Here is a 21,774-nt window from a genome sequence, read left to right on the forward strand (position 1 = left end):
CAGTTGTCATTTTGCCTTACCCCAATTGTCGTCCAACAATTGCTTTCGCCAGCGAGTCTGCGTGTTCCCCGGCTAAACAACTTAGGTGCCCCCCCGAAACTTGCTTAACGCTAACTTCTCCACGACAAAAAGATTGGTAGTTCCGCTTTATTTGCTCAAGATCAACTAATTCCAGTTGATTTTTATTCACCATAGTTAAAGAATCTTCCGTCACCAAGCAACCTAAGGACGCATCCAGCGGTCGGCTGATCTGATAGCTCGCCATCATTTTTTGCTGCGCGACAAATAAGTCATTGCCACTTTCAAGCTCATCCTGTTGGTGTTGCTTAGCTTTTGCAAAATCTCCAGCATCAAGACGGCTCTCTAATAAAATCAACTCCACTTCAATATTTGAGGCTTTTAAAATATGCATCATTTCAAACGCAATACAGCCACCGAATGAATGCCCAATTAAGGTAATCTTTTCTGTTCCTTGGTCAGACTGATTCGACAGTGCCTGATTTGAAATTACGCCAGGCAACATTAAATCAACATGGCTTTGCGCCATTTCAACAATCGTGTCAGGCAAACCAAACTTTTTAACCAGATTTTCTGGCTCAAACACATGTAGTTCAGCTTTATCTGGCAACGCTTCATCTAACAATGCTTCCGCTAGTTTATGGTAGCTCATTGTCGTGAGGCCGGCAGCGGGAACCAGATAAATTTTCTGACGTTGAAACTCAACAGGACTTTTTTCTGAAGACCGAACCATTGAAGATAAATTTTTAAGCGGCTCCCCGGTTAATTCAATATCATTATTAATTAACTCAATTAATTGTTGCGGCGATGAGCTTTCGATGAGTTGATTAAGCGATAACGAGACTGACATCTGTTGCTTAATCTCCGCCAGTAGTGAAATCGCTAACAATGAATGTCCGCCCAATTCGTAAAAATCATCAGTCAAACCAACTTGTTCCACTTTTAAAACCTGCTGCCAAATCGCGCACATGCCCTTTTCTTGAGTTGTGCCAGGCGCAACATATTTTTGCTCAACCAGTTTTGGATCAGGTAATGCCTTCTCATCTATTTTGCCATTGCTTGTTAACGGCAATTGTTCAAGAATCTCCCAGTGCGTCGGCTGCATATAAACCGGTAAATTTCTCTGCAATAATTTTTTCAGTTTAGCGAACAGTATTTTATGATCATCGCTATCATGACCGTCTCTTTTACCACTGCTTTCATGATTATCGACACAAACTAGATAAGCAACTAACAATTCACGCCCGTCGTATTTCTTAACGACGACCTTTGCCTGACTAACCCGTTCTTCTTGTAAACAAAGACTTTCAATTTCGTTGAGTTCGACTCGATAACCTCGAATTTTTACCTGGCTATCCTGACGACCTAAAAACACAATCTCGTTAGCGCCATTGATTAATGCCCTGTCACCGCTATGGTAAACTTTTTTACCTGCACTGAAATCATGAATTTGAAAAGCTCTTTCGTTCAGTGTAGAACGATTCAAGTATCCAACAGCAATTCCTTCTCCACCGATGACCAACTCCCCCGGGACTCCTTTGGGCAGCAACCGGTTATTGCCATCCACCACATAGACTTCTGTTCCCGCGATTGGTCGGCCCAATGTAATATTTTCCCCCGCAACTAGTGTTTTATAGGAAGTAACGATGGATGCTTCTGTTGGTCCATAAACATTGAGTAAGCGCCTGTTCTTTCCCCAGGTTTCCACTACTTCTGTATCACATCGATCCCCACCGACAACAACGGTTTCTAACTTCGGTAACTCGCGATAAGCCTGAGCCTGCAGTAATCCAACAGGACTACAAAAATGTGTGATATCGTGACTCTCTATATATTCAGTCAATTGACTTGTCGGTGCCACCAAATGAACTTGAGCACCATGGCTCAAGGGACTAAACAATACTTGCGTTGCTGCATCAAAAGCAAAGTTAACCGCGTGTAGCACTCGGCTGTTTTTGGCTAGTCGCCACATTCCACCATCGTAGTTCAATAACGAAACAGGCCCTCTGTGGTTAACGGCAACCCCCTTGGGTTTTCCAGTAGTACCAGAGGTGTAAATGATATAAGCCAAATCATCCAACCCTACTTTTGGAAGCTCGCGCTGTATTAACTCGGATTGTTGCCTGTCGGATTGTTGCCTGTCAAAATTTGCACATGACTCAATCCACTTTTCATTATCTATTTCGATCAAACCATAGTTCAGTTCAGGTAAGTCACTTACCTCCCTACTCTTCAACACGTCACTTTCACTAATCAACAATTGAGGATTGGCATCTTCAATCATGTAGCTAACGCGCTCTTGTGGTAAATCAGAGTCAATCGGTAAATATGCCGCCCCAGCTTTCAAAGTTGCAATCATCGCAACAACAACAGAAACATTTCGAGTTAAGTAAATACCAACCACATCTCCTTTTTTTATTCCTCGATTAAGCATATCTGCTGCTAACCCATTTGCTCTCCGGTTTAGTTCTGCATAACTTAGCTTTTGTGTTCCACACACCAGTGCGATTGCTTCAGGCTGCAAGTCAGCGTAATTTTCAAAATACCGGTGCATTGCCGATACAGAAAACTTGGCAGATTCGCTCTTAAGAATCGAAAGTTCGACATCACCAAACTCAACAAGTGAGTGAGAAAGCTGCCACTTCTCTGGAATTTGTTTGATTATGGAGACAAGTTGATCGAGCAACCGGTGAGCAGATTCGCTTCCAAGTATTTGCGAGTCAAATTGTAATTTCACGCCGAGCCGACTATCTCTTTCAAAACCAACTAATCCTAACGGGTAATTGGTTTTTTCCACCGTCGGATGAAACCTGGCTGTGAGTTCAAACTCACTACTCTCGGCTCTCTTTGTCGGCATCGGATAATTTTCAAAGACCAGTAACGACTGGAATAAGCGTTGTCCATCGGGTTGGATTTCCGCCAGCGGCTGATAAGCATAGCGATTCATATCGGTCACACGCCGCTGAATTTGTTCGACAATTTCGCTGACCTGGCTCGAATTATCCCACACAACTAACAGAGGCAATGTATTAATAAACAAGCCGACACTCTTATCGATTTCCGCCACGCTAATATCACGACCGGAAACTGTTGTGCCGACCAGAGTATGAGTGTCCCCAGTGTAAATTTGAATCAATTTATGCCAGGCAAACTGGATCACGGCATGCATGGTTACGCCGTGAGATTTTAAACATTGATCAAGACGGCTATACTCATCCAACGTAGAATGCCAAATCACTTCGTCAACTTTTTCAGCCAGCTGGTGTTGGGCTAATCCACGTGGCTTATCAACCATGAGGCCCAAATCATTTAAGCGTAGCCGTTGATCCGTTTGCTCATCACGCAATAACGCTTGCCAATAACCACGACATTGATCACGATTTTTAAAGTAATACTGCTGCGCTTTAAAATAACTGAGATCTTTCGTTTCAACTGGTCTTTGACCTTTCATCAACGCCAGATAAATGTTGTGGACTCTCGACAGTAACACAGGACCGCTCCACCCATCTCCGATACTGTGATGCTCGGTTTTAATGATAGTGACTTTTTGTGGGTTAAATCGAACACAAGTTATTCGCATTAACCCTGGGTCATTAAGTGCAAAAGGTTTACTCAATTCCAGCTTTTTAAGCTGTGTATACTTTTCGATTTGCTCCGCTTCTCCAGAAAGATCAATGTCTTGCCATTTTATTTCTACTGACCGAGCGATAACCTGAAGTAACGGCCCCTGCCAATCAAACGCCATCCGCAAAGAGGGAAACTGATTAACTGCCATTTGCCACGCATCTTTATATACTTTTTGATCAAAGTGACCATCGTAATCCCAACTAGCCTGAACCCGATAAGCGATATCATCTGGGTACTGGAGTGCGTGATAAACCAGTCCTTGTTGCAAAGCATTAGCAGGGAATATTTGTTCAATGGGATAACGCGCTTGTAATTGGTTTAAACGGTCTCGTTCAATTTGGCTCTCAACAAAGTCGCCAGGTGTAAATTGTTGGATGCCACGTGACACTCTATCGCTACAAATTTCAATGAGCGTAGTAAGCTCTGCACGTAAATTATCCGCAATTTTATCAAGCGCGAGTTCAGTTATCCTGCCGGAAAGATGAAAAACCAATTGACCGTCATTCACTCGGCAGTTCACCGAAAGTAAACTCGTGTTTGGGTTCCCCAGGTTTTCAGAACTCGTAGTAACGCCTGCTACTTCTGGAGTAATCGTCCAGTGATTATCTCGCTGAGTGGATTGAGACTCGAACTGTCCCAGATAATTAAAACTGATCCTGGCTTTTGCAAGGGATCTTAACTCACTATTTTGGCGTAAATATTTATACGCGCCGAAACTAGCACCTTTATCAGGAATCGCTCTCAAAGTTTCCTTAGTCTCTATTAACGTATCAACCAGGTTGCCTTGATTTTTTAATTTGACCGGATAAGCAGAAGTAAACCAACCCACTGTTCGGCTGACATCAATATTGTCTGACAAGGCTTCACGTCCATGCCCTTCTAACGTCACATAAAATTGCTCACTATCGATTAGTGGAGACACTGCTGCTGCAAGCGCAGTTAATAACACATCGTTAATTTCCGTTGAAAAGGCACCATGAATTTCAGATAACAAAGATTGAGTTTTATCGACATCCAGTTCAAGTTGAGTTGCCGCATTTTGTGGGGCGGTAATCGACCAGTTTTGACCATCTTCAGAATCGGACAACTGTTCATGCCAATAATGATATTCTTCGGTTTCACTATTCGCTCGCTCTTCAAGCAAACTTTGCCACTGACGATAGCTGGAAGTTTTGTTAAGCGCTTTGTTGCCCTCGTAAAACCTGTGCAAGTCCTCCGCCAATATACGCCAGGAAACAGCGTCAATTAATAAGTGATGAGCAGCAAAAAAGATTCTCGACTCTTGATTGTCCAAACCTGAAATATAAGCAATGGTCCAAAGTGGCCCATTTATCACATCAAACTCACCCTGTAACTCGCTAAGCTTCTTTTGCAGCGCCTCAGAATAAACAGAACGATCGTTGAAATCACTCGCATCAATATGATAAATATCCGGGATAGTAAGCTCTTCAAGATAAACCTGTCCCTGAGAACTAAAGGATGTTCTTAACATATCGTGATGTTCAACCAACATCTTGAGTGCTTGTGTTAACTGTTCCAAATTGAGCTGTGGTACTTTAATTAAAAACGCCTGATTAAAGTAGTTCGGCTGTATCAGGTCTAATTCAAAAAACCACTGCTGAATTGGGTGTAACGGAAATTGGCCAACCAGTTTTCCTTGTTCAGCATCAACCTGAACTTCTTCTGTACGCGTATCAATTAGTATGGCGAGCTGCTGAATCGTGCGGCTTTCAAAAACGTCTTGAACAGAACATTGAATATTGTTTTCTCGCAATCTTGAAGTAAGTTGAATTGCAAGAATTGAATCTCCACCAATTTGATAAAAGTCATCTTTTGTACCGACTTTTTCCAAGTTCAACAAGGTTTGCCAACACTCGCAAAGTAATTTTTCAAGTTCTGTTTCAGGTTCGGAAAACGCGTTAGACAATGCTTGCCAGTGGGGAACAGGAAGCGCTCTTCGATCAATCTTACCATTAACCGTGAGCGGCATAGATTCCAAAATCTGATAGTTTGCCGGAACCATATGCTTCGGCAGTTGAGCCGTCAGAGTCTCTTGCAATTGCTGACTAATATCTTCTTCCGCGACAACATAAGCGACTAGCTGAAGCGTGTTGTTATGATCTTTTAACATTTCAACAATGGCTTCTTTAACGCCATCGCAAGTACGAATTGCAGTCTCAATTTCACCTAACTCAATTCGAAAGCCACGTATTTTAACCTGGTGATCGACTCGGCCTAAGAAACTTAACTCAAAATCATCTGTCCATTTTACCAAGTCGCCGGTTTTATATAATTTCTCCCCTGATAACTTTTTCCCTAAGAACTGAGAAAACGGATTATCAACAAAGGCTTTTTGAGTCAAATCTGGACGTTGCCAATAACCTCTCGCCAGTCCTCTTCCACCAAGGAAAAGTTCACCCGGTACGCCCGGCGGGCATAAATTCATTGCACTATCCAGGACCAAGGCGAAAGTATTATCAATCGGTTTCCCTAAAGTAATGGTTTCCCCTGGTGAGAGTTTTTTAAACGAGGCAATTATTGCCGCCTCGGTAGGCCCATACATGTTAATAAAACAACATTGCTCAGACCAAAAGTCAGCAAGTGCAGGAGGACATTTATCACCGCCGCCACTCAAGACCTTTAACTTAGGAAGCGAACGACGTGGCAACGCGTCCAACAGCGACATAGGCAAGGAGCAATGAGTCACTTCTTCCTCCGCCATGATATCAATCAAAGGTTGCTCAGGGTCGGCAAGCAACACATGAGCGCCGCCACACAAACCTTTAAACAAATGCGCGGTTCCAGCATCGAATGACATTGAAGTGGAGTGCAAAACCTTTGCACTGGTATCTATTTTTAACTCAGTTACCTGATTACAAATCGTATTCGCTAGCGCTTGATGCTCAATCATAACGCCTTTCGGTTTGCCAGTTGATCCTGAGGTATAGATCAGATATGCAAGATCATTTGGCGACGGGGTAACAAGCGATTGCGCTTCGGATGTAGAAGGAATTTCCAAAGATTGCTGATCTAAATTTAAAGCAAGCGAGCGGATCACATCAATCTTCGACGAAATATTTTGAAGTGTTAATATTAGCCCAACTTCTGAATCTTCAATAATGTACGCTAGTCTCGCTTCAGGATAATCAGGGTCAAGCGGTACATAGGCATAACCTGCTTTTAAAATTGCCAGAATTGCGACTGTCATTTCATAACAACGTGGCAAACAAAATCCGATAAAATGATGTTCACCTAAGTCAAGTTGTTTGAGGTAACAGGCAAGTTTTTGCGAGTCTCGATCTAATTGCTGATATTGATGTTGAGTCTGATTGTGTTCAACGGCAATCGCTTGCGGATGATTTTCAGCCACATAAGAAAACATCTCAACAATACTGGTAAAAGGAAAATCTGTTTGCGGCCCAGCAACTTGCTCTAAATGCCTTTCGACTTCCGTTTCAGGTAACAAGCTGAGTTGTTGATGAGGCCGGCAAATATTTTCAGCTAACTGGCACAACAATACATTGAGTTGCTCGATAATTTTTTCTGCGCGGCACTGAGATAAATATTTCGCATCATAGTTAAGTCTGATCCCAAGAGAATCATTTTGTTCAAATGCTAATAGCCCTAGCGGGTAATCAACTTTTTCCAGCGCATTTTCAAACTGTGCATGTAGCTGGTGCTTATCAGTATCAGCAGCCTTTTCTGCCACAGGATAGTTTTCAAAAACAAGCAAGCTATGAAATAAGGGTTCACCTTGCCGCTGCAACTTTGCAAGTGGTTGACAGCTATAAGTGTTCATTGCCGCAACATCTTTTTGCATTTTGGATAATATAGCGTCACAACCAGCAGTGCTATTTTGCTGTTCATTACTCCATTCAACCATTAAGGGTAAAGTATTTATGTAGAGCCCAATACTGCGCTCAACGCCACTCACACCAATGTCCCGCCCCGATAAAATAGTCCCCACTGTTGTGCGCTGATCACGGGTGTAGGTTTGAATCAGTTTATGCCAGACAAATTGAACAACCAGATTGGTCGAGAAGCCGAAGCGCTTCAACTGTGATTTCAGATTAGTATAGTTCTCGCCGGTAAACTGAAGTTCCGCCATTGCAGGGTCAGTCACTTTCGATACACGAGTCAAATCCACAGGTGAATCAAACAATACCGAAAGGTCATTGGCATAATCGAATTCACTAAGATAATCTTGCCAGTGGTCGGCCGCTGCTTTTAGATTTCTGGCATACCACTTTTGTGCTTGAAGGTAGGCGCGGTCTTCGTTAAAAGTATTTGGAAGCACCTCGTTAATTTCGTTACTTCGAGAAACTCTCGCATAATGCTGATGCAAGCTGTCGATCAAAATTGGATTACTCCATCCGTCAACGATTGCATGATGCATAGTTAACAGAACCACGTAGTTAGCATCAGTCACTTTGATACAATGAAATCTGAATAAGCCAGGCCGCGACAATTCAAATGATTTTAATCGGTCGCTCTTTTGCAAGGCATCAATGTCATCAGCTACATTTTCTCGTTGACTAAAGTCATGATACTCAAAACCATCATCAGCCTGATGGTTCACTAATTGAAGCATGTCTTCTTGCCAGTTAAATGAAAGCCTTAAAGCTGGGTATTGTGCAATTGTAGCAACCCAGGCCTGACGTAAATAATCAGGATTTAATGACTGTTGATAACGCCACATTACTTGAACACGATAAGCATCATCATCTTGCTGCTCGATGGCGTGATAAAGAAACCCTTGCTGCAGTCCTGTGGCAGGATAAACTGCCTGAAGCGAATTGTTTACTTGTAGTTCTTCCAATAACTCAGGCGATATTTTTGCTTCAGGAACATCGTTTGGCGTCAACCAGAATTGAGATTGTCGCTGCCTCTGATAGCAATGCTCAATTAACAAATTAAGCGACAGTTGAAACTGTTCAGCAAAACTTTGTAAATTTTCCTCGCCGAAATAACCACGCAACGACAGTTTAAACTCACCATCAATAACCAGACAGTTAATTGACAAGTTATGGGGATGAGCGTTATCGGGATGAACAGCATCACCACTATATTCAGATGTTATTTGCCAATAAGCACTGGTATCACTTTGTATATTACTATCCAGTTGTACATTGCTATCCAGTTGTCCAAGATAATTAAAACCAATTTCCGCGTGGTAATTTCTTAATCTCTGATCACTCGCTTTAAGCGCACCAAAACCAATACCTTTGTTCGGAATGTTTCGTAGCTTTTCTTTGTTAAAAATTAATTTTTCATGCCAGTCTCCATCGCCACGTAATCGCACAGGAAACTCGGTGGTAAACCAACCGACAGTTCTACTCACGTCGATATCATCTTGCAACGGCTCTCGGCCATGCCCCTCAAGATTGAAATACTGATAAGTATTGTTGTTCAAAACACATAAAGCATCCGCAGTTGCTGTCAACAAAATATCGTTAATTTCAGTGTTGTAAGCTTGGCTGATATCGTTCAATAAATGTTTCGTTTGCTGCTTAGCCAGTGACAGTTCAACATGGGCCAGAGATGGTTTTAGTTTCCAGGATAAATCTGAGCCATCTGAATCAGGTAGTTGGCGTTGCCAATAGTCTAATTCAGCATGATATTGCTCCGCATATAATTGCACTGTGCCAACCCACTGCCGATAACTACTGGATTTTTCACCAAGCTCCCTGCCTTCAATTAATTTTTGCAGGTCTTCAACTAAAATGCGCCATGACACGGCGTCGACTATCAAATGGTGAAAAGACATCAACAGGCGTGCAGAATGATCGTCATACTCATCCTCAATATAGGCAAACTGCCAGAGAGGACCTTGATAAATATCGAACTGACTTTGCCATTCGGTAAGTAGCTCAGTTAACGATTCTGTGGACTCTCCTTTCCGAAAAACTTTTAACTCTGGCAAACATAAATCAGATAAATACTGTTGAGCTCCCTCTGCCGTAAAACGAATTCTCAATGCGTCATGATGAGATACCAGCTTTGCTATTGCTACATTAAGCTGGTCTATAGAAAGCTTGGGCACTCGTACTAGAAAGGACTGATTCCAATGATGGCTCATTGCAAAATTTTGTTCAAAAAACCATGACTGGATTGGTAGTAAAGGAAATTCCCCACTTAGCAATCCCTGTTCAGCGTTAATGACAGGTGCGTCTGATTGGGTTTCAATCGCACATGCTAACTCTTGTATTGTCGGATTTTCAAATAATAGTTTTACGCTACATTCATGCCCAAGTTCTCGAAGTTGAGAAGAGACCTGGATACTTAATATTGAATCCCCCCCTAGTCGGAAAAAATCCGCTTCGACACTCACTTCATCCAATTTTAATAAGTTTTTCCATACATTCGAAATAACAACTTCTAACTCGCTAGTTGGTTCTACAAATTCCGAATGAATTGTTTCTACTGGCAAAGGCAATGCTGCAATATCGACTTTGCCATTTTGATTCAATGGAAAATGGCTAACCGATACAAAAATTTCCGGGATCATATATTCTGGTAAGCGAGATTTTGACCATTGGCGAACAGCCGCCTCATCTACCTCATCGGTACGCTTTTCAGGTATCACATAAGCGACTAGTTTAGCTCGTTCGAATTGCCCGTTGTTGTCGCTGACCATTACAAATGCTTGCCTAACTGAAGCATGGGCATTCAGTGCATTTTCAATTTCTCCAGGTTCAATTCGAAAGCCTCGTAATTTAATCTGGCTGTCGTTTCGCCCACAAAAAATGATATTTCCCTCTTTATCCAGACGACCTAAATCTCCACTTAAATAGAGCTTTTCATTGTCATTACCAGGATTGACAACGAATTTTTCCTGAGTGAGTTCCGGGCGATTTAAGTAACCTCTTGCGATACCGAGCCCGGCAATACTAATTTGTCCAACAACTCCATCAGGTACTGGATTGAGATTATCGTCCAGCAAATAAATTTTGTTACCCGGCACGGGCTTTCCAATACTATGTTTATTTTCCTCCGTCAGCTTATCCAACCAAGTATTGCAACAGCTCGCTTCGGTCACACCATACTCGATACTAACATTGGGATACTTTTCTATGAGTTTACTGAGTACTTCGTCGGCAATCCGGTCACCACCAAAACTCAAATACTTTAATGTTGGGCAATGTTGATAAGCTAGAATTTCCGCTAACGCTGATGAAGTAGAAATATGAGTTGCCTGATACTGGCGTAACTCATCTGCATCAATTCCAGCTTTTTTTGCAATACATAAAGTCGAACCACTATACATTGCCGAAAAAATGGCTAGCACGCTCGCATCAAACGCGAGCGATGGAGAAAGGTAATAACGACTTTCCTGAGAAAGTCTATCTTTAACTGACTTTTGCTGCGTTAAATTCAGCAAACTACGATGTTCAATTAATGCAGCTTTAGGCTTGCCTGTTGTACCTGATGTATAAATTGCATAAACGAGATCCGAGTGGGCCGGAAAATCAGATATTTTATTTTTTTGGGGATCTAGTCTCTTAAGCTCAGAAAGTGTTTTATTGACATCGACTCGAAAAAACTCATGTTCGATCTCCACCGACTTGGCCAGGGTAAAGTCAGAATCACCAACCAGTAAAATCGGTGCTCTACAATCACTAAAAGTAAAAACCTGTCTTTGCTCTGGTGCATCAGGCTCAATGGGGACATAAGCCGCACCTACGCGTAATACAGCAAACACCGTAACAATCATATTGATAGAACGATTAACACTCACAGCAATCAGCGTATCGGGTCCTATTTCTTTACCGAATTGACTCTGATAGGAATCTTTAATAAAACCGGCCAACAATTCAACTTGATCATAAAACTCCGAGTAGCTAATTGAATTATCGCCATAACAGACAGCAGTGTTCTCAGGTGTATTTTTTTGCCAATAATTTAGCTGTTCGAGAATTCCACCAACTGGATTATTAAATTGCTTTTTAATTAATAGCTGGTGTTGTGAATTTTCTCGCTCACTAAGAATAGGCAGCGAATAGATATCGACGTCAGGGGCTTCTAGTTGTTTTTCCAATAAAATCTCAAAATGCTCGGCCAGATTTCTAATCGTCTGACTCTCAAACAGGTCAGGATTAAAAATCCAGTCAAGTGAAACGCCTTCTTTCAACTCCGTTGCCTTCAAGGTAAGATCGAATTTTGCTGAAGCCTGGGTCGGGCTAATTTCAGAAACGTTGTGTCCAGCAAATCTTGTCTCTGAATAAGCCTGGTAAACAAACATAATTTGAAACAGCGGACTAACTGCTAGATTGCGTTGCTCAACTAACTCATCAACCAGCTTTTCAAATGGATACTGTTGATGCTGTAAATGCTTAACCAGTTTATTTCTTGTCGCTTTCAATACCGCGGAAAAGCTGGTTCCTTTAGATAAATCCGTTCTCATCACACCGGTATTAACAAAATAACCAATCAAGTCTTTAAGTTCGTCCCTTTCACGATTGGCCATTGGGAAACCAATGATCACTTCTCTTTGCTCTGCCCCTTTCTGGTTAGGAGAGCCACCTTGCCAGGCGGAATAGCGGCCTAGTAAAACTGCGAAAGTCGATTGCAAGCCGGTAAACAAAGTAGCACCATGTTGACGGCAAAATTGTTTAAGTCTGGAAACGATCTCTGGCTTTAATTTCACGCTAACCGTTTCGCCGGAAAAACTTTGTTCGACCGGTCGCGAATGGTCCAGTGGAAGTTGATGACACTTTGGCAAGTCTTTCAATTCATTGAGCCAATACTGTCGCTCACTTTCAAATAAACCTAGCTCGAAAGCCTGTCTTTGCCAGCTTGAATAGTCAACATAATTAAGCGGCGGCGCAGGTAACAACAACTGATTCTCAGCGGCTATCTCATCGTAGTAGGCGCTCAGCTCTTGCAACAAAATACCAGCAGACCATCCATCAGCAACAATATGGTGGAATGTTAGCAATACTGCTTGTTGTTTTCCTGGCAAGCGCACTAAAGTCACTCTAATTAATGATTCTCGAGTCAAATCAAAAGGAGAGTTAATCGCCTGGTTAACCAAATCTGATAATTGTTTATCTGCCTGTTGATAACCATATTGACGGTAATCAAGCAGATTTAAATTTAATGGAGTATGGTTGATGATTTCTTGCTGGCTCTGCTCACCGGATTGAGTTTTAAAAACGGTGTTTAACCCTTCGTGTCTTTCAATAATTTGCCGTAAAGCAAGCTCTAAGCAGTCTGCATTTATCTCACCCGAGATTTTGAAATAGAGCGGCATGTTATAAGACGCAGCGCCTGGAGAAAATTGATAAGCGAACCAGAGGCTTTGTTGCTGAAATGAAAGCGGGAATGCTTTTTGATTTGTATTGGATTTGATTGGTTCCTTAAAGTTCTCCACTTGCTCCAGGTAAGAAACCAGCGCTTCTTTATTATTTTTAATTAGCGCTATCCGCTCTTCGGTCATAGCTTGTTTGTGAGCAATTGTTTTCAATCTTCGTTCTTCGTTCTCTGCTCTATCACTTAATGCAAGCTGAATACCATTGGCTTCAAGTTGAAAAACTATCTCGCTTATATGACTTGTCATTTTAACTACCTTTCAATCCAATTTGTTTTAGTAGCTCACCTTTTAATTCGTCATCAGCGAGCAATTTTGGTATTCGTCAACTCCCCAGAATCGAGTGCATCAACTTCACAAACATTTTCCGAAAAAAGAAGCCCGACCGATAAAATATATTGACGATTTGTAATTTAGAATGTTTAGTGTGAGTCCTGGCCGCTGATAATGAGTTAGTCGAAATAACCAACTTCATTAAGCACCTAAAGATGCCCCACCATCGACAACCAGATCCTGCATAATAATATGGGTCGCCTGACTGGAGGCAAAAAATAAAATGGCGTTGGTTATTTCATCGGGTTTCGCAATTTTCCCGAGGGGAATTCCAACCTTGTAACTTTCCGGAAATCCTTGAATAACTTTTTGCTCTCCAGTCTTGTCTTGCCACATGTTGCGTTGCATCGGTGTATCGGTGGAGCCTGGAGATACCTGATTACATCTCACACCATAAGGTGCAAGTTCAAGTGCAAGACATTGACAAAACATACGAGTTGCAGATTTAGACGCAGCATAAGCAGCCATGTCTGTGCGAGGAACATGTGCGGCATTTGATCCCACTGTCACTATCGCACCACTTCTTTGTTCTTTCATAAAAGGGATCACAGCGCGACACAAATTAAATACACCAAAAGTATTGACGTTAAAGCAGGCGTTCCAATCATCGTCATTTAAATTTTCTACCGCACCTAACCTGAGAATTCCGGCCACATTGATAAGCACATCAATTCGGCCAAATTTATTGAAACAATCCTGAACAATTTTTTTAACAGCCTTTGAATCAGAAACATCGACAATTCTCCAGTCTATGGTTTCCAAATCGACAGAACCCAAATTAGCACTTCCTTTACCGGCATCCTGGCTTGCCTTAGCCTTAACAGATTGAGTATCCAGCGCAATCACTTTAGCACCAGACTGAGCAAGTCGTGTGACGACTGAAAGCCCGATACCTTGTGCCGCACCAGAAACAATAACAACCTGTTCATTAAAGTCATACATTAGCCATTTTCCTCATGTACTTAACAAACATCTCTACCAGACCATTTCTACAAGATCTTCTTCTGAAGTTAACTCAGCGTTGGTTAGTTTCGCCGAAATAAAACCGGCAAGCTCACTTGCTGTAGGATACTCAAAAATATCCGCCACACTGATATCCAAACTCAATGCTGAAGAGAGCCGGCTGGCAACCTGAATGGTCTGTAATGACTGTCCGCCAAGAATAAAAAAGTCATCTTGCAACTGAATACTCTGCCGACCAAGAATTTCTTGCCAACATTGGATAACAGCCTTTTCTTCAGAACTTAACGCGGTAAAGTCAAAACGCTCGGCTTGAGCCAAATAATCGGCATGCAACTGTTTGCGATCTATTTTTCCAGAACTATTTTTAGGTAACTTATCGACCAGTAAATACTCACTCGGGATAACGGCGCTGGCAAGAAATTGACCGAGGTGTTGTTTCAGTGCTGCGAATCCGTTTTCCTGGCTTGTCAACTCGGCTCCCTGAGCGACGACCAGATGCGCAACCAATCGTCTAACACCACCTTGCAGCACGTGCCCGATAACCGCAGCTTGCTCAATGCCACTAAAAGTCAAAATAACATTTTCGATTTCAACAGGTGAAACACGATGCCCGCTAATTTTAAACTCATCATCAACTCTTCCCAGATAGAAAAGCTGTTCGCTTGTTGTTAATTGGGAGTCGTTTTTACATTGAACTAAACAAACCTTGTCACCCGTTCGATAAGCTTTCACCGGAGAGTCCCAATGTTTGATTTCTACAAATCGCTTTGCCGTTTCTTCTGCTCGATTAATATATCCTGAGGACAACGCCGGCCCTGAAATAAATAGTTCACCTTCAACTCCTTTCGGAACAGGATAACCTTTCTCATCTAAAATTAGGGCATGATATCCAGGCAACGGCAAACCAATTGATACTGACTTCATTGCTTTTTCAACTTGCTGATTTAAATTGCCGCCTGATAATTTTGCGGCAGTCGCGACCACAGTGGTTTCCGTAGGACCGTAAGTATTCCATAAGTCCACGTCTGGAAAACGCTCACACCAGCTTGAAACTCGTTCAGGTAATGCAGCTTCTCCACCAATAATGATCCCTCTCAAACTTGTCGGTAATTGGTTTTCTGCCGGCTCATTCTGACAGAGACTTAATGCCATTTCGTGCCAATAAGCGGTGGGTAAATCCATTAAAGTGACCTGATGGTATTGGCATCCGCTGAGCATTTCTTCAAACGACTGGAGCATTCGATCGTTTCGTAAAACTAACGCGGCGCCGCTTACCAGCGTGACAAAAACTTCTTCAATTAAAGCGTCAAAAGTGAGTGGTGCAAACTGCAACATTCGGTCGTTTTTTGAAACTTGATAATAGCTCGCAGCGGAGCGAGCGAAATGAGCTAGTGCACCATGTGACGTTTGAACACCTTTGGGTTGCCCGGTCGTTCCCGAGGTATACATGATATAGGCGTTACTATCCAGATTGATATTCAGCGGCGAACATTCAACAGGCGTCAACAATTCATCTTCAACAGAAAGCACGGGATAATCAGCAATCGATTCACATGACAAATGCTCTCCACTAGAAAGAACAGCCTTTACCGAAATGTCATTAAGAATATGCATGGCTCTTTGTTTCGGGCCGTTCGGGTCAACTGGAACAAAGCAAGCCCCCGCTAGCAAACAACCAAGGATAGCCACTATTCCAAACTTCCCTCTCGGCATATAAATCGCAACATTGTCGCCTTCAGTCACACCATTGCGAGTGAGTCTGACAGCTATCTGTTGGGCATTTTGCCAAAGAGATTGGTAAGTTAAATTGTTGTCGCCATCAATTAAAGCGATTGTATCGGGTTCAGTTTCAACCCATTTAAAAATATCAGCAACGATTGATCGAGTTGGTGCAGCGAGTTCGGCCCCCGAAATTAAATGTGCTTCTAGATTTCCTAGCTCTGCGTCGATCAAAATATTTTTGCAAAATGCGGCAGGTTCTTGTAGCCATTGTTGTAAACAACTTATCCAACTTGAATAGTGTTGTTGTAGCGACAAGTCGCCATAAAGTTCTGGGTTAGCGTCAAAATCAACGCGTAACGCATTACCATCAGCTCTCGCATAAATGCCAATAGATAAGTCTTCAACCGGACCGGCAGAAATGTTATGAGCCCGCGACTCACAATCGCCAAAATTTAATTGATAATCAAATGGCATGACGTTAATCACCGGACCGAAAAGTTTTTTACCGCCACCAATTAAGTTTGAATCTCGACGCATATCCTCATAACGATAACGGTGATGCTTGCGTCCAAGACGTATTTGACCGGCAACATTATTAGCGATATCAATAATACTTTGCTCGCCATCAACAGCCACTCTGAGCGGGATGATATTCATCACCATCGCAGGAATTTTTATGGTTGCGCTTCCCAACCGGTTCATGACCGGCAACCCTAACACGACTTCTTCACAGCGCTGTGCCCGAGCAAGGTAAGCGGCAAAACTTGCGATCAAAATATCTGGCCACGCAAGATTTTTCTGACTAGCCAGTTTTTTCAATTTATCTAAAAAGGAAACTGACAACTCGCCGGTATGCCTTTTGATCACATTGGTCATTGCGGCGTTGTTACTTTTGGCTAGAGATACCGGAGTCGGCATGTCACTAAGGTAAGACTGCCAAAATGTTTTGTCCCGAACGAATTTGTCTGAAGCGCGATAATCTTTATCTTCATTCAATGCTCGCTCAATTGGAGAAAAGTAAACGGCTCTCTCTGCATTTAATGATTTTCCTTTCCCTGACAAAAGTTGATAATGCTCTGAGACATTCCTGGCAAGCATAGAAAACGCATAACCGTCTAACGCGATATGATGTGCTCGTTGATACCAGAAAAAATGTCGCGGTCCTGCGACCAACAGTACTTCGCGGTATAGCGGACCCTCTTCAAGGTCAACAACCGTTGCCAAATCCTGCTGACTCAATTGTTGTACATAATCTCGGGGCATTGACTGCTCGCTGATATCGATGACTTCAACTACAACATCTCTTTTCTCATCGACAAATAATCGCGGAACATTGTCAGTCTGCACAAATCGGCAATGCAAGGTGTCCGCCTGTTTGGCAACTTCCCGAACGGCTTCGACAAAAGTATCAACATCTAACGGACCGATGATTTCAATGCACTCAGCAGCATTGTAAACCGAACTTTTTAAATTCAAGCGCTGACCCGACCAAATGCCGAGCTGTGCGGCAGAAAGAAACTGATAGTTAGATATTTTCGGCAGGCTCGGTTTCGAAAGACCGGACTTCGAAAGACCAGGCTTCGGCAGACTTGGCTTCGACATACTATTCCCCTTTTTCGGCAAGGAGAAGCTGGTGCCAACCGTTAATAGTAGGGTTTTCCGCTAGTTGCTGAAAATTAATGTTGAGTCCCTGTGAGCGCCACTCTTCTACCAACGTCATCACTCGAATTGAATCGAGCCCATAGTCAATCAGACTTTCATCACAGTCGATATCTTTCTCGGGAACTTGTAAAAAGCTCGCGATTCTGGCCACTAACTTTTCGATTGTCCATTCAGTGCCGATGTTATTTTCATCGATATTGAACTGGGAGTTTTGAACATTTGAGATTTCAGTTTGTCCGCTTTTCGAGCGTTCGGAAATAGCATCAATTAGACTATTCGTTGTGTTGACCGAACCACAAAGTTTGGCAACGTAATTCAGTGCCATCAAATGATCTTCTCTGGTGAAATCCGCCAACCCATCGGCCACCATAAAAGGTTTAATATCCCGCATAAAAGCATCACACGCGGAAGTCATGCAGCCAATATGAGCGTAGATTCCACAAATAATTATCTGGTCTTTATCCAATTCATCCATCAAATGATGCAATGGACTACGTTTAAAAGCACTATAGCGCCATTTGGTTAATACGGTGTCCGCGTCATCAGGTGCTAACTCATTGGTTATGCTTTTTTGTTCCGTCGAGTTATTAAGGCCTGCTCCCCAAAAGTCAGTTAACAAACCTCTTTCCTCAAGTGATTGATGTTCGGGCTGCGCGGTGTAAATAACTGGAATACCTGCCTGTTTTGCAACTGCTTTTAGACGACAAATATTTTGAATCATTTGAGAAATCATTTCTGCATCAGACTGGTAAAAATTTAAAAAATACTCTTGCATATCATGAATAAGTAGTACCGCTTTCGATGCGTCTAACTGCCAGTCAACCTTGTTTATTGGTAACTCAGATTGTGTCGGTAACGAGTAAGGTTTGATCTGTGGAATTGCCACAATAAACTCCTGATGTTTTCTTAAATTAAGTCTGTCTTAGACTCTGTCTATTTATTAAGGGTTGACGAATATCGAAATAGCGTTATTTCGATACCGCACTATCGGTGAATGATTGCAAAGATAATTTATGACTTCCTTTGAGAATATCGATAATCTGCAATCGCAATTGTTTTTTGCTGACTTTCCCCACCGCTGTTTTAGGAAATACCGGGACGAATTCAAATCGATCAGGTATTTTGTAATCCGCTAAACCTCTTTGTCGTAAAAACTGTCTGAGTTTAATCACCGGAATATTAACGTCTTCAGGGATTAGAAAAGCGCAGCTTTTTTCTCCCATAAGTTCATCAGGCATAGCAACTAGTGCAACATCTAAAACACCATCAAAAGCAATCAGATGATTTTCGATTTCTTCAGCCGCTATTTTTTCTCCACCACGATTAATCTGGTCTTTATGTCGACCTTCAACAATTAAATAACCATCAGCGGTTTGTCGAACGATATCGCCTGTTCGGTAAAATCCGTCAGCGGTAAAAGATTTCGAATTAGTAACAGGCGCTTGAAAATAACCTCTAAAAGTGTAAGGCCCTCTCGTTAACAGGTGGCCAATTTCGCCTCTCGCCACTGGCTCATCATTATCATCTAAAACTAAAATTTCATCGTCATCGCTGATTGGGCGACCCTGGGTGTTTTCTATGATTTCCGAGCTGTCATCTATTCTGGTGTAGTTCACTAATCCTTCAGCCATTCCAAATACTTGTTGTAACTTGCAGCCCAATAACGGCTCTACTTTTTTTGCCGCTTCTTGCGAAAATTTCGCGCCCCCCACTTGTAAAAGTTTGAGAGAAGCGAGGCTTTTGGCATTTCTTTCCGCCGACTTCATCCAAACCATTGCGACAGGCGGAACCAATGCTGTGATATTTATTTTTTCGGCTTCAATGATGGAAAAACAGGTATCTGGACTAGGATCTTTTGCTAACACGACAGTACCGCCTGCGTAAAAAATACCTAATGCACCTGGAGAACTCAGCGAAAAATTATGGCCAACCGGCAAAGCACAAAGATAACGGCTTTGTTCATTTAGCTGACAAATTTTCGAACTTTCTCTAACACTGTATAAGTAATCGTCATGCGTTCGTGGTATCAATTTTGGCGTACCGGTACTACCGCCTGATAGTTGAAAAAATGCCACTTCGTTCGGCAACCCCAGATCCCCATGAATGGAATCATCTTCACTCGTCAACGAATTAAAGTCGGTAACAAAATCAGGCATATCCTGCAATGAGTTTGTCATTACTATTTGCGCTAAATCAGAATGCTCTGCTTGCAAACGCTGCATCATTTCTGAACATTGTTTTCCCCAAATATCGCCGTCGCTTATGAGTAGTTTCGCGTTGGTTTGGCTGAGGTAGTGACTCAGCTCGGAATACCGATGGGCCGCTAGTGCTAACACAGGTGTTACACCACGTTTTAATAACGCAAAAAACGCAAGATAAAATTCAAATGTATTCGTCAAATGTATGACCGCGGTATCTTTGGGACCCAGTCTTTTTTTAGCAAAAGCAATCGATAGACGATTAACCAAACTGTAAAACTCGGCATAGTTTATCCGTCGTTTTCCACAAACAATCGCGATGGCATCAGGTGTGGTTTTAGCGCGACTGGCCAGCAAACTATGAATGGTTTCGCCGGTCCAATAGCCTTTATCCCGATATTCACTCGCCGCGCTTTCTGGCCACGGGCTAAATGGAATTCTCACTATCCTGTCCTCTTTGCTTGATAGTTTGTTCAAAACACGATAAAACAACAAAAGTGTTTAGCGGATTTCATCCGAAAATTTTTCATGCTTGCTTTGTTTGATGCTGAGCATGACCGCCTAAAAATTATTGATCTTTCCGTTGTTGTTACTAAGCCACTTTCGTTTTAGTCGACGTCGACATTCCCATGTCCGAATAATTGATCGCATCGGAATAACTAATACCAAGCGCGTTAAGCATGGTGCCAAATTTCGCGGCAGTTTCCGCCAGCTCAAGATCTGGCAGTGAACCTTCGACAATACCAGCGCCTGCGTATAACTTAAGCAACTGCGCTTGTTTTTCAGCACACCGAATGGTGACAGACCACTCACCATCACCGTTGATATCAGACCAGCCAACCGTTCCGGTAAAAAAGCCTCGCTCAATATGTTCCAAACGGGAAATTGTTTCTCTTGCCATGACTGTCGGATTTCCACACACAGCCGGTGTTGGGTGAAGCGCTTTGGCTAAACTTAATGATGAAGTTTCACTATCTTTTAGTTCGCCCTGAATTAAAGTTGAGAGGTGCCACATAGTCGGTGTTTTTAATAACGAAGGCTTTCCTGGTAGATGAAGCTTTTTACAATAAGGTGACAAAGTATCAACGATTGACTCGATAACTAACGCATGCTCGTGAAGATCTTTAGTCGAACGAAGTAAGGCTTCGGCCCGGTTGCAGTCTTCAGTGACACTTGTGCTTCGAGCAGCGGATCCCGCGAGTGGATTAGAAAAAACTTTCGCGCCTTTTTTTGAGATTAACAATTCAGGACTTGCCCCGAATAACGTCCGAGGTGAAAGCTGGTTGAGACTGGAGTCTGCGGCAAAAATAAACCCGTTGGGGTTACTCTGTGCTAATCTCGCGATTAATTTGGAAACTGGCAATTCTTGATCACAACCGATCTCTAAGGTTCTTGCCAATACCACTTTATCAAGTTCCGTTTTCGCGAATAAATCTAAAGCCTGACTGACACTTTGTTTATAAGCGTCACCATTCGGGACACTTCGCATGTGGGTGGTAGTCCAATTCGAAACCACTTCTTTAACTGATGATAAAGAATGGGTAGCTTCAACAGCATCCACAGATAAGCGGGTTTGTGGATCAAATCGCTTGACGCTTTTTGGAATTCGCAAGTTGACCGGTTTAGTTCGGTCAAATGGAATCGCCCCAACAACTAAAGGCGGCTCTATCGATGCAGTTTTGTTCGACATTAAATGCTTAGCCTGTTCGAATGTTCGCATCACAGTCTGTTCGAAACTTTGGCAGGTTAAATTGGTGTCGGGCACTTTTACCAACGTACCAGAGGTCAGAAACGCGAACTCCTCAGACCGGAAAAAAAATGACTCTCCTTCTCGAAATTCTTCCAGAATGTTTGAATTTTCACTGGAATCTAATGATTCCCCGTCATAACTTAACATTTCTTACTCCTTGTATTGATACGGCTAATCGCTGTAAAAGTATT

At 42.5% G+C, this 21,774-nt stretch carries 6 protein-coding genes; all 6 read right to left on the bottom strand.

What is annotated here, in order from left to right:
* Positions 1-16: 16 nt before the first annotated feature.
* The 6 genes from FLL46_RS14975 to FLL46_RS15000 all read right to left on the bottom strand — a co-directional run bounded on the left by FLL46_RS14975 (position 17) and on the right by FLL46_RS15000 (position 21,730).
* Positions 17-13,204: a non-ribosomal peptide synthetase gene (locus FLL46_RS14975; RefSeq protein ID WP_142932109.1), complete on the bottom strand. Its 13,188-nt coding sequence runs from the start codon at positions 13,202-13,204 to the stop codon at positions 17-19.
* Between the two features lie 225 nt (positions 13,205-13,429).
* On the bottom strand, positions 13,430-14,230 hold the full coding sequence (gene dhbA / locus FLL46_RS14980; RefSeq protein ID WP_142932111.1) for a 2,3-dihydro-2,3-dihydroxybenzoate dehydrogenase: 801 nt from the start codon (positions 14,228-14,230) through the stop codon (positions 13,430-13,432).
* A 33-nt stretch (positions 14,231-14,263) separates the two neighbouring features.
* Positions 14,264-17,575, bottom strand: coding sequence for a non-ribosomal peptide synthetase (locus FLL46_RS14985; RefSeq protein ID WP_142932112.1), 3,312 nt, complete (start codon positions 17,573-17,575; stop codon positions 14,264-14,266).
* Between the two features lies 1 nt (position 17,576).
* Entirely contained in the window at positions 17,577-18,521 is a 945-nt protein-coding gene (locus FLL46_RS14990) for an isochorismatase (protein WP_142932114.1), read from the bottom strand.
* Positions 18,522-18,603: 82 nt separating this feature from the next.
* The gene (locus FLL46_RS14995; RefSeq protein WP_142932116.1) at positions 18,604-20,277 is read right to left on the bottom strand and encodes a (2,3-dihydroxybenzoyl)adenylate synthase; all 1,674 of its coding nucleotides are present in this window, start codon (positions 20,275-20,277) and stop codon (positions 18,604-18,606) included.
* Positions 20,278-20,425: 148 nt separating this feature from the next.
* The gene (locus FLL46_RS15000) at positions 20,426-21,730 is read right to left on the bottom strand and encodes an isochorismate synthase (RefSeq protein ID WP_142932118.1); all 1,305 of its coding nucleotides are present in this window, start codon (positions 21,728-21,730) and stop codon (positions 20,426-20,428) included.
* Positions 21,731-21,774: the final 44 nt, after the last annotated feature.

The sequence above is a fragment of the Aliikangiella coralliicola genome (assembly GCF_007004725.1).
Taxonomy (GTDB): domain Bacteria; phylum Pseudomonadota; class Gammaproteobacteria; order Enterobacterales; family Kangiellaceae; genus Aliikangiella; species Aliikangiella coralliicola.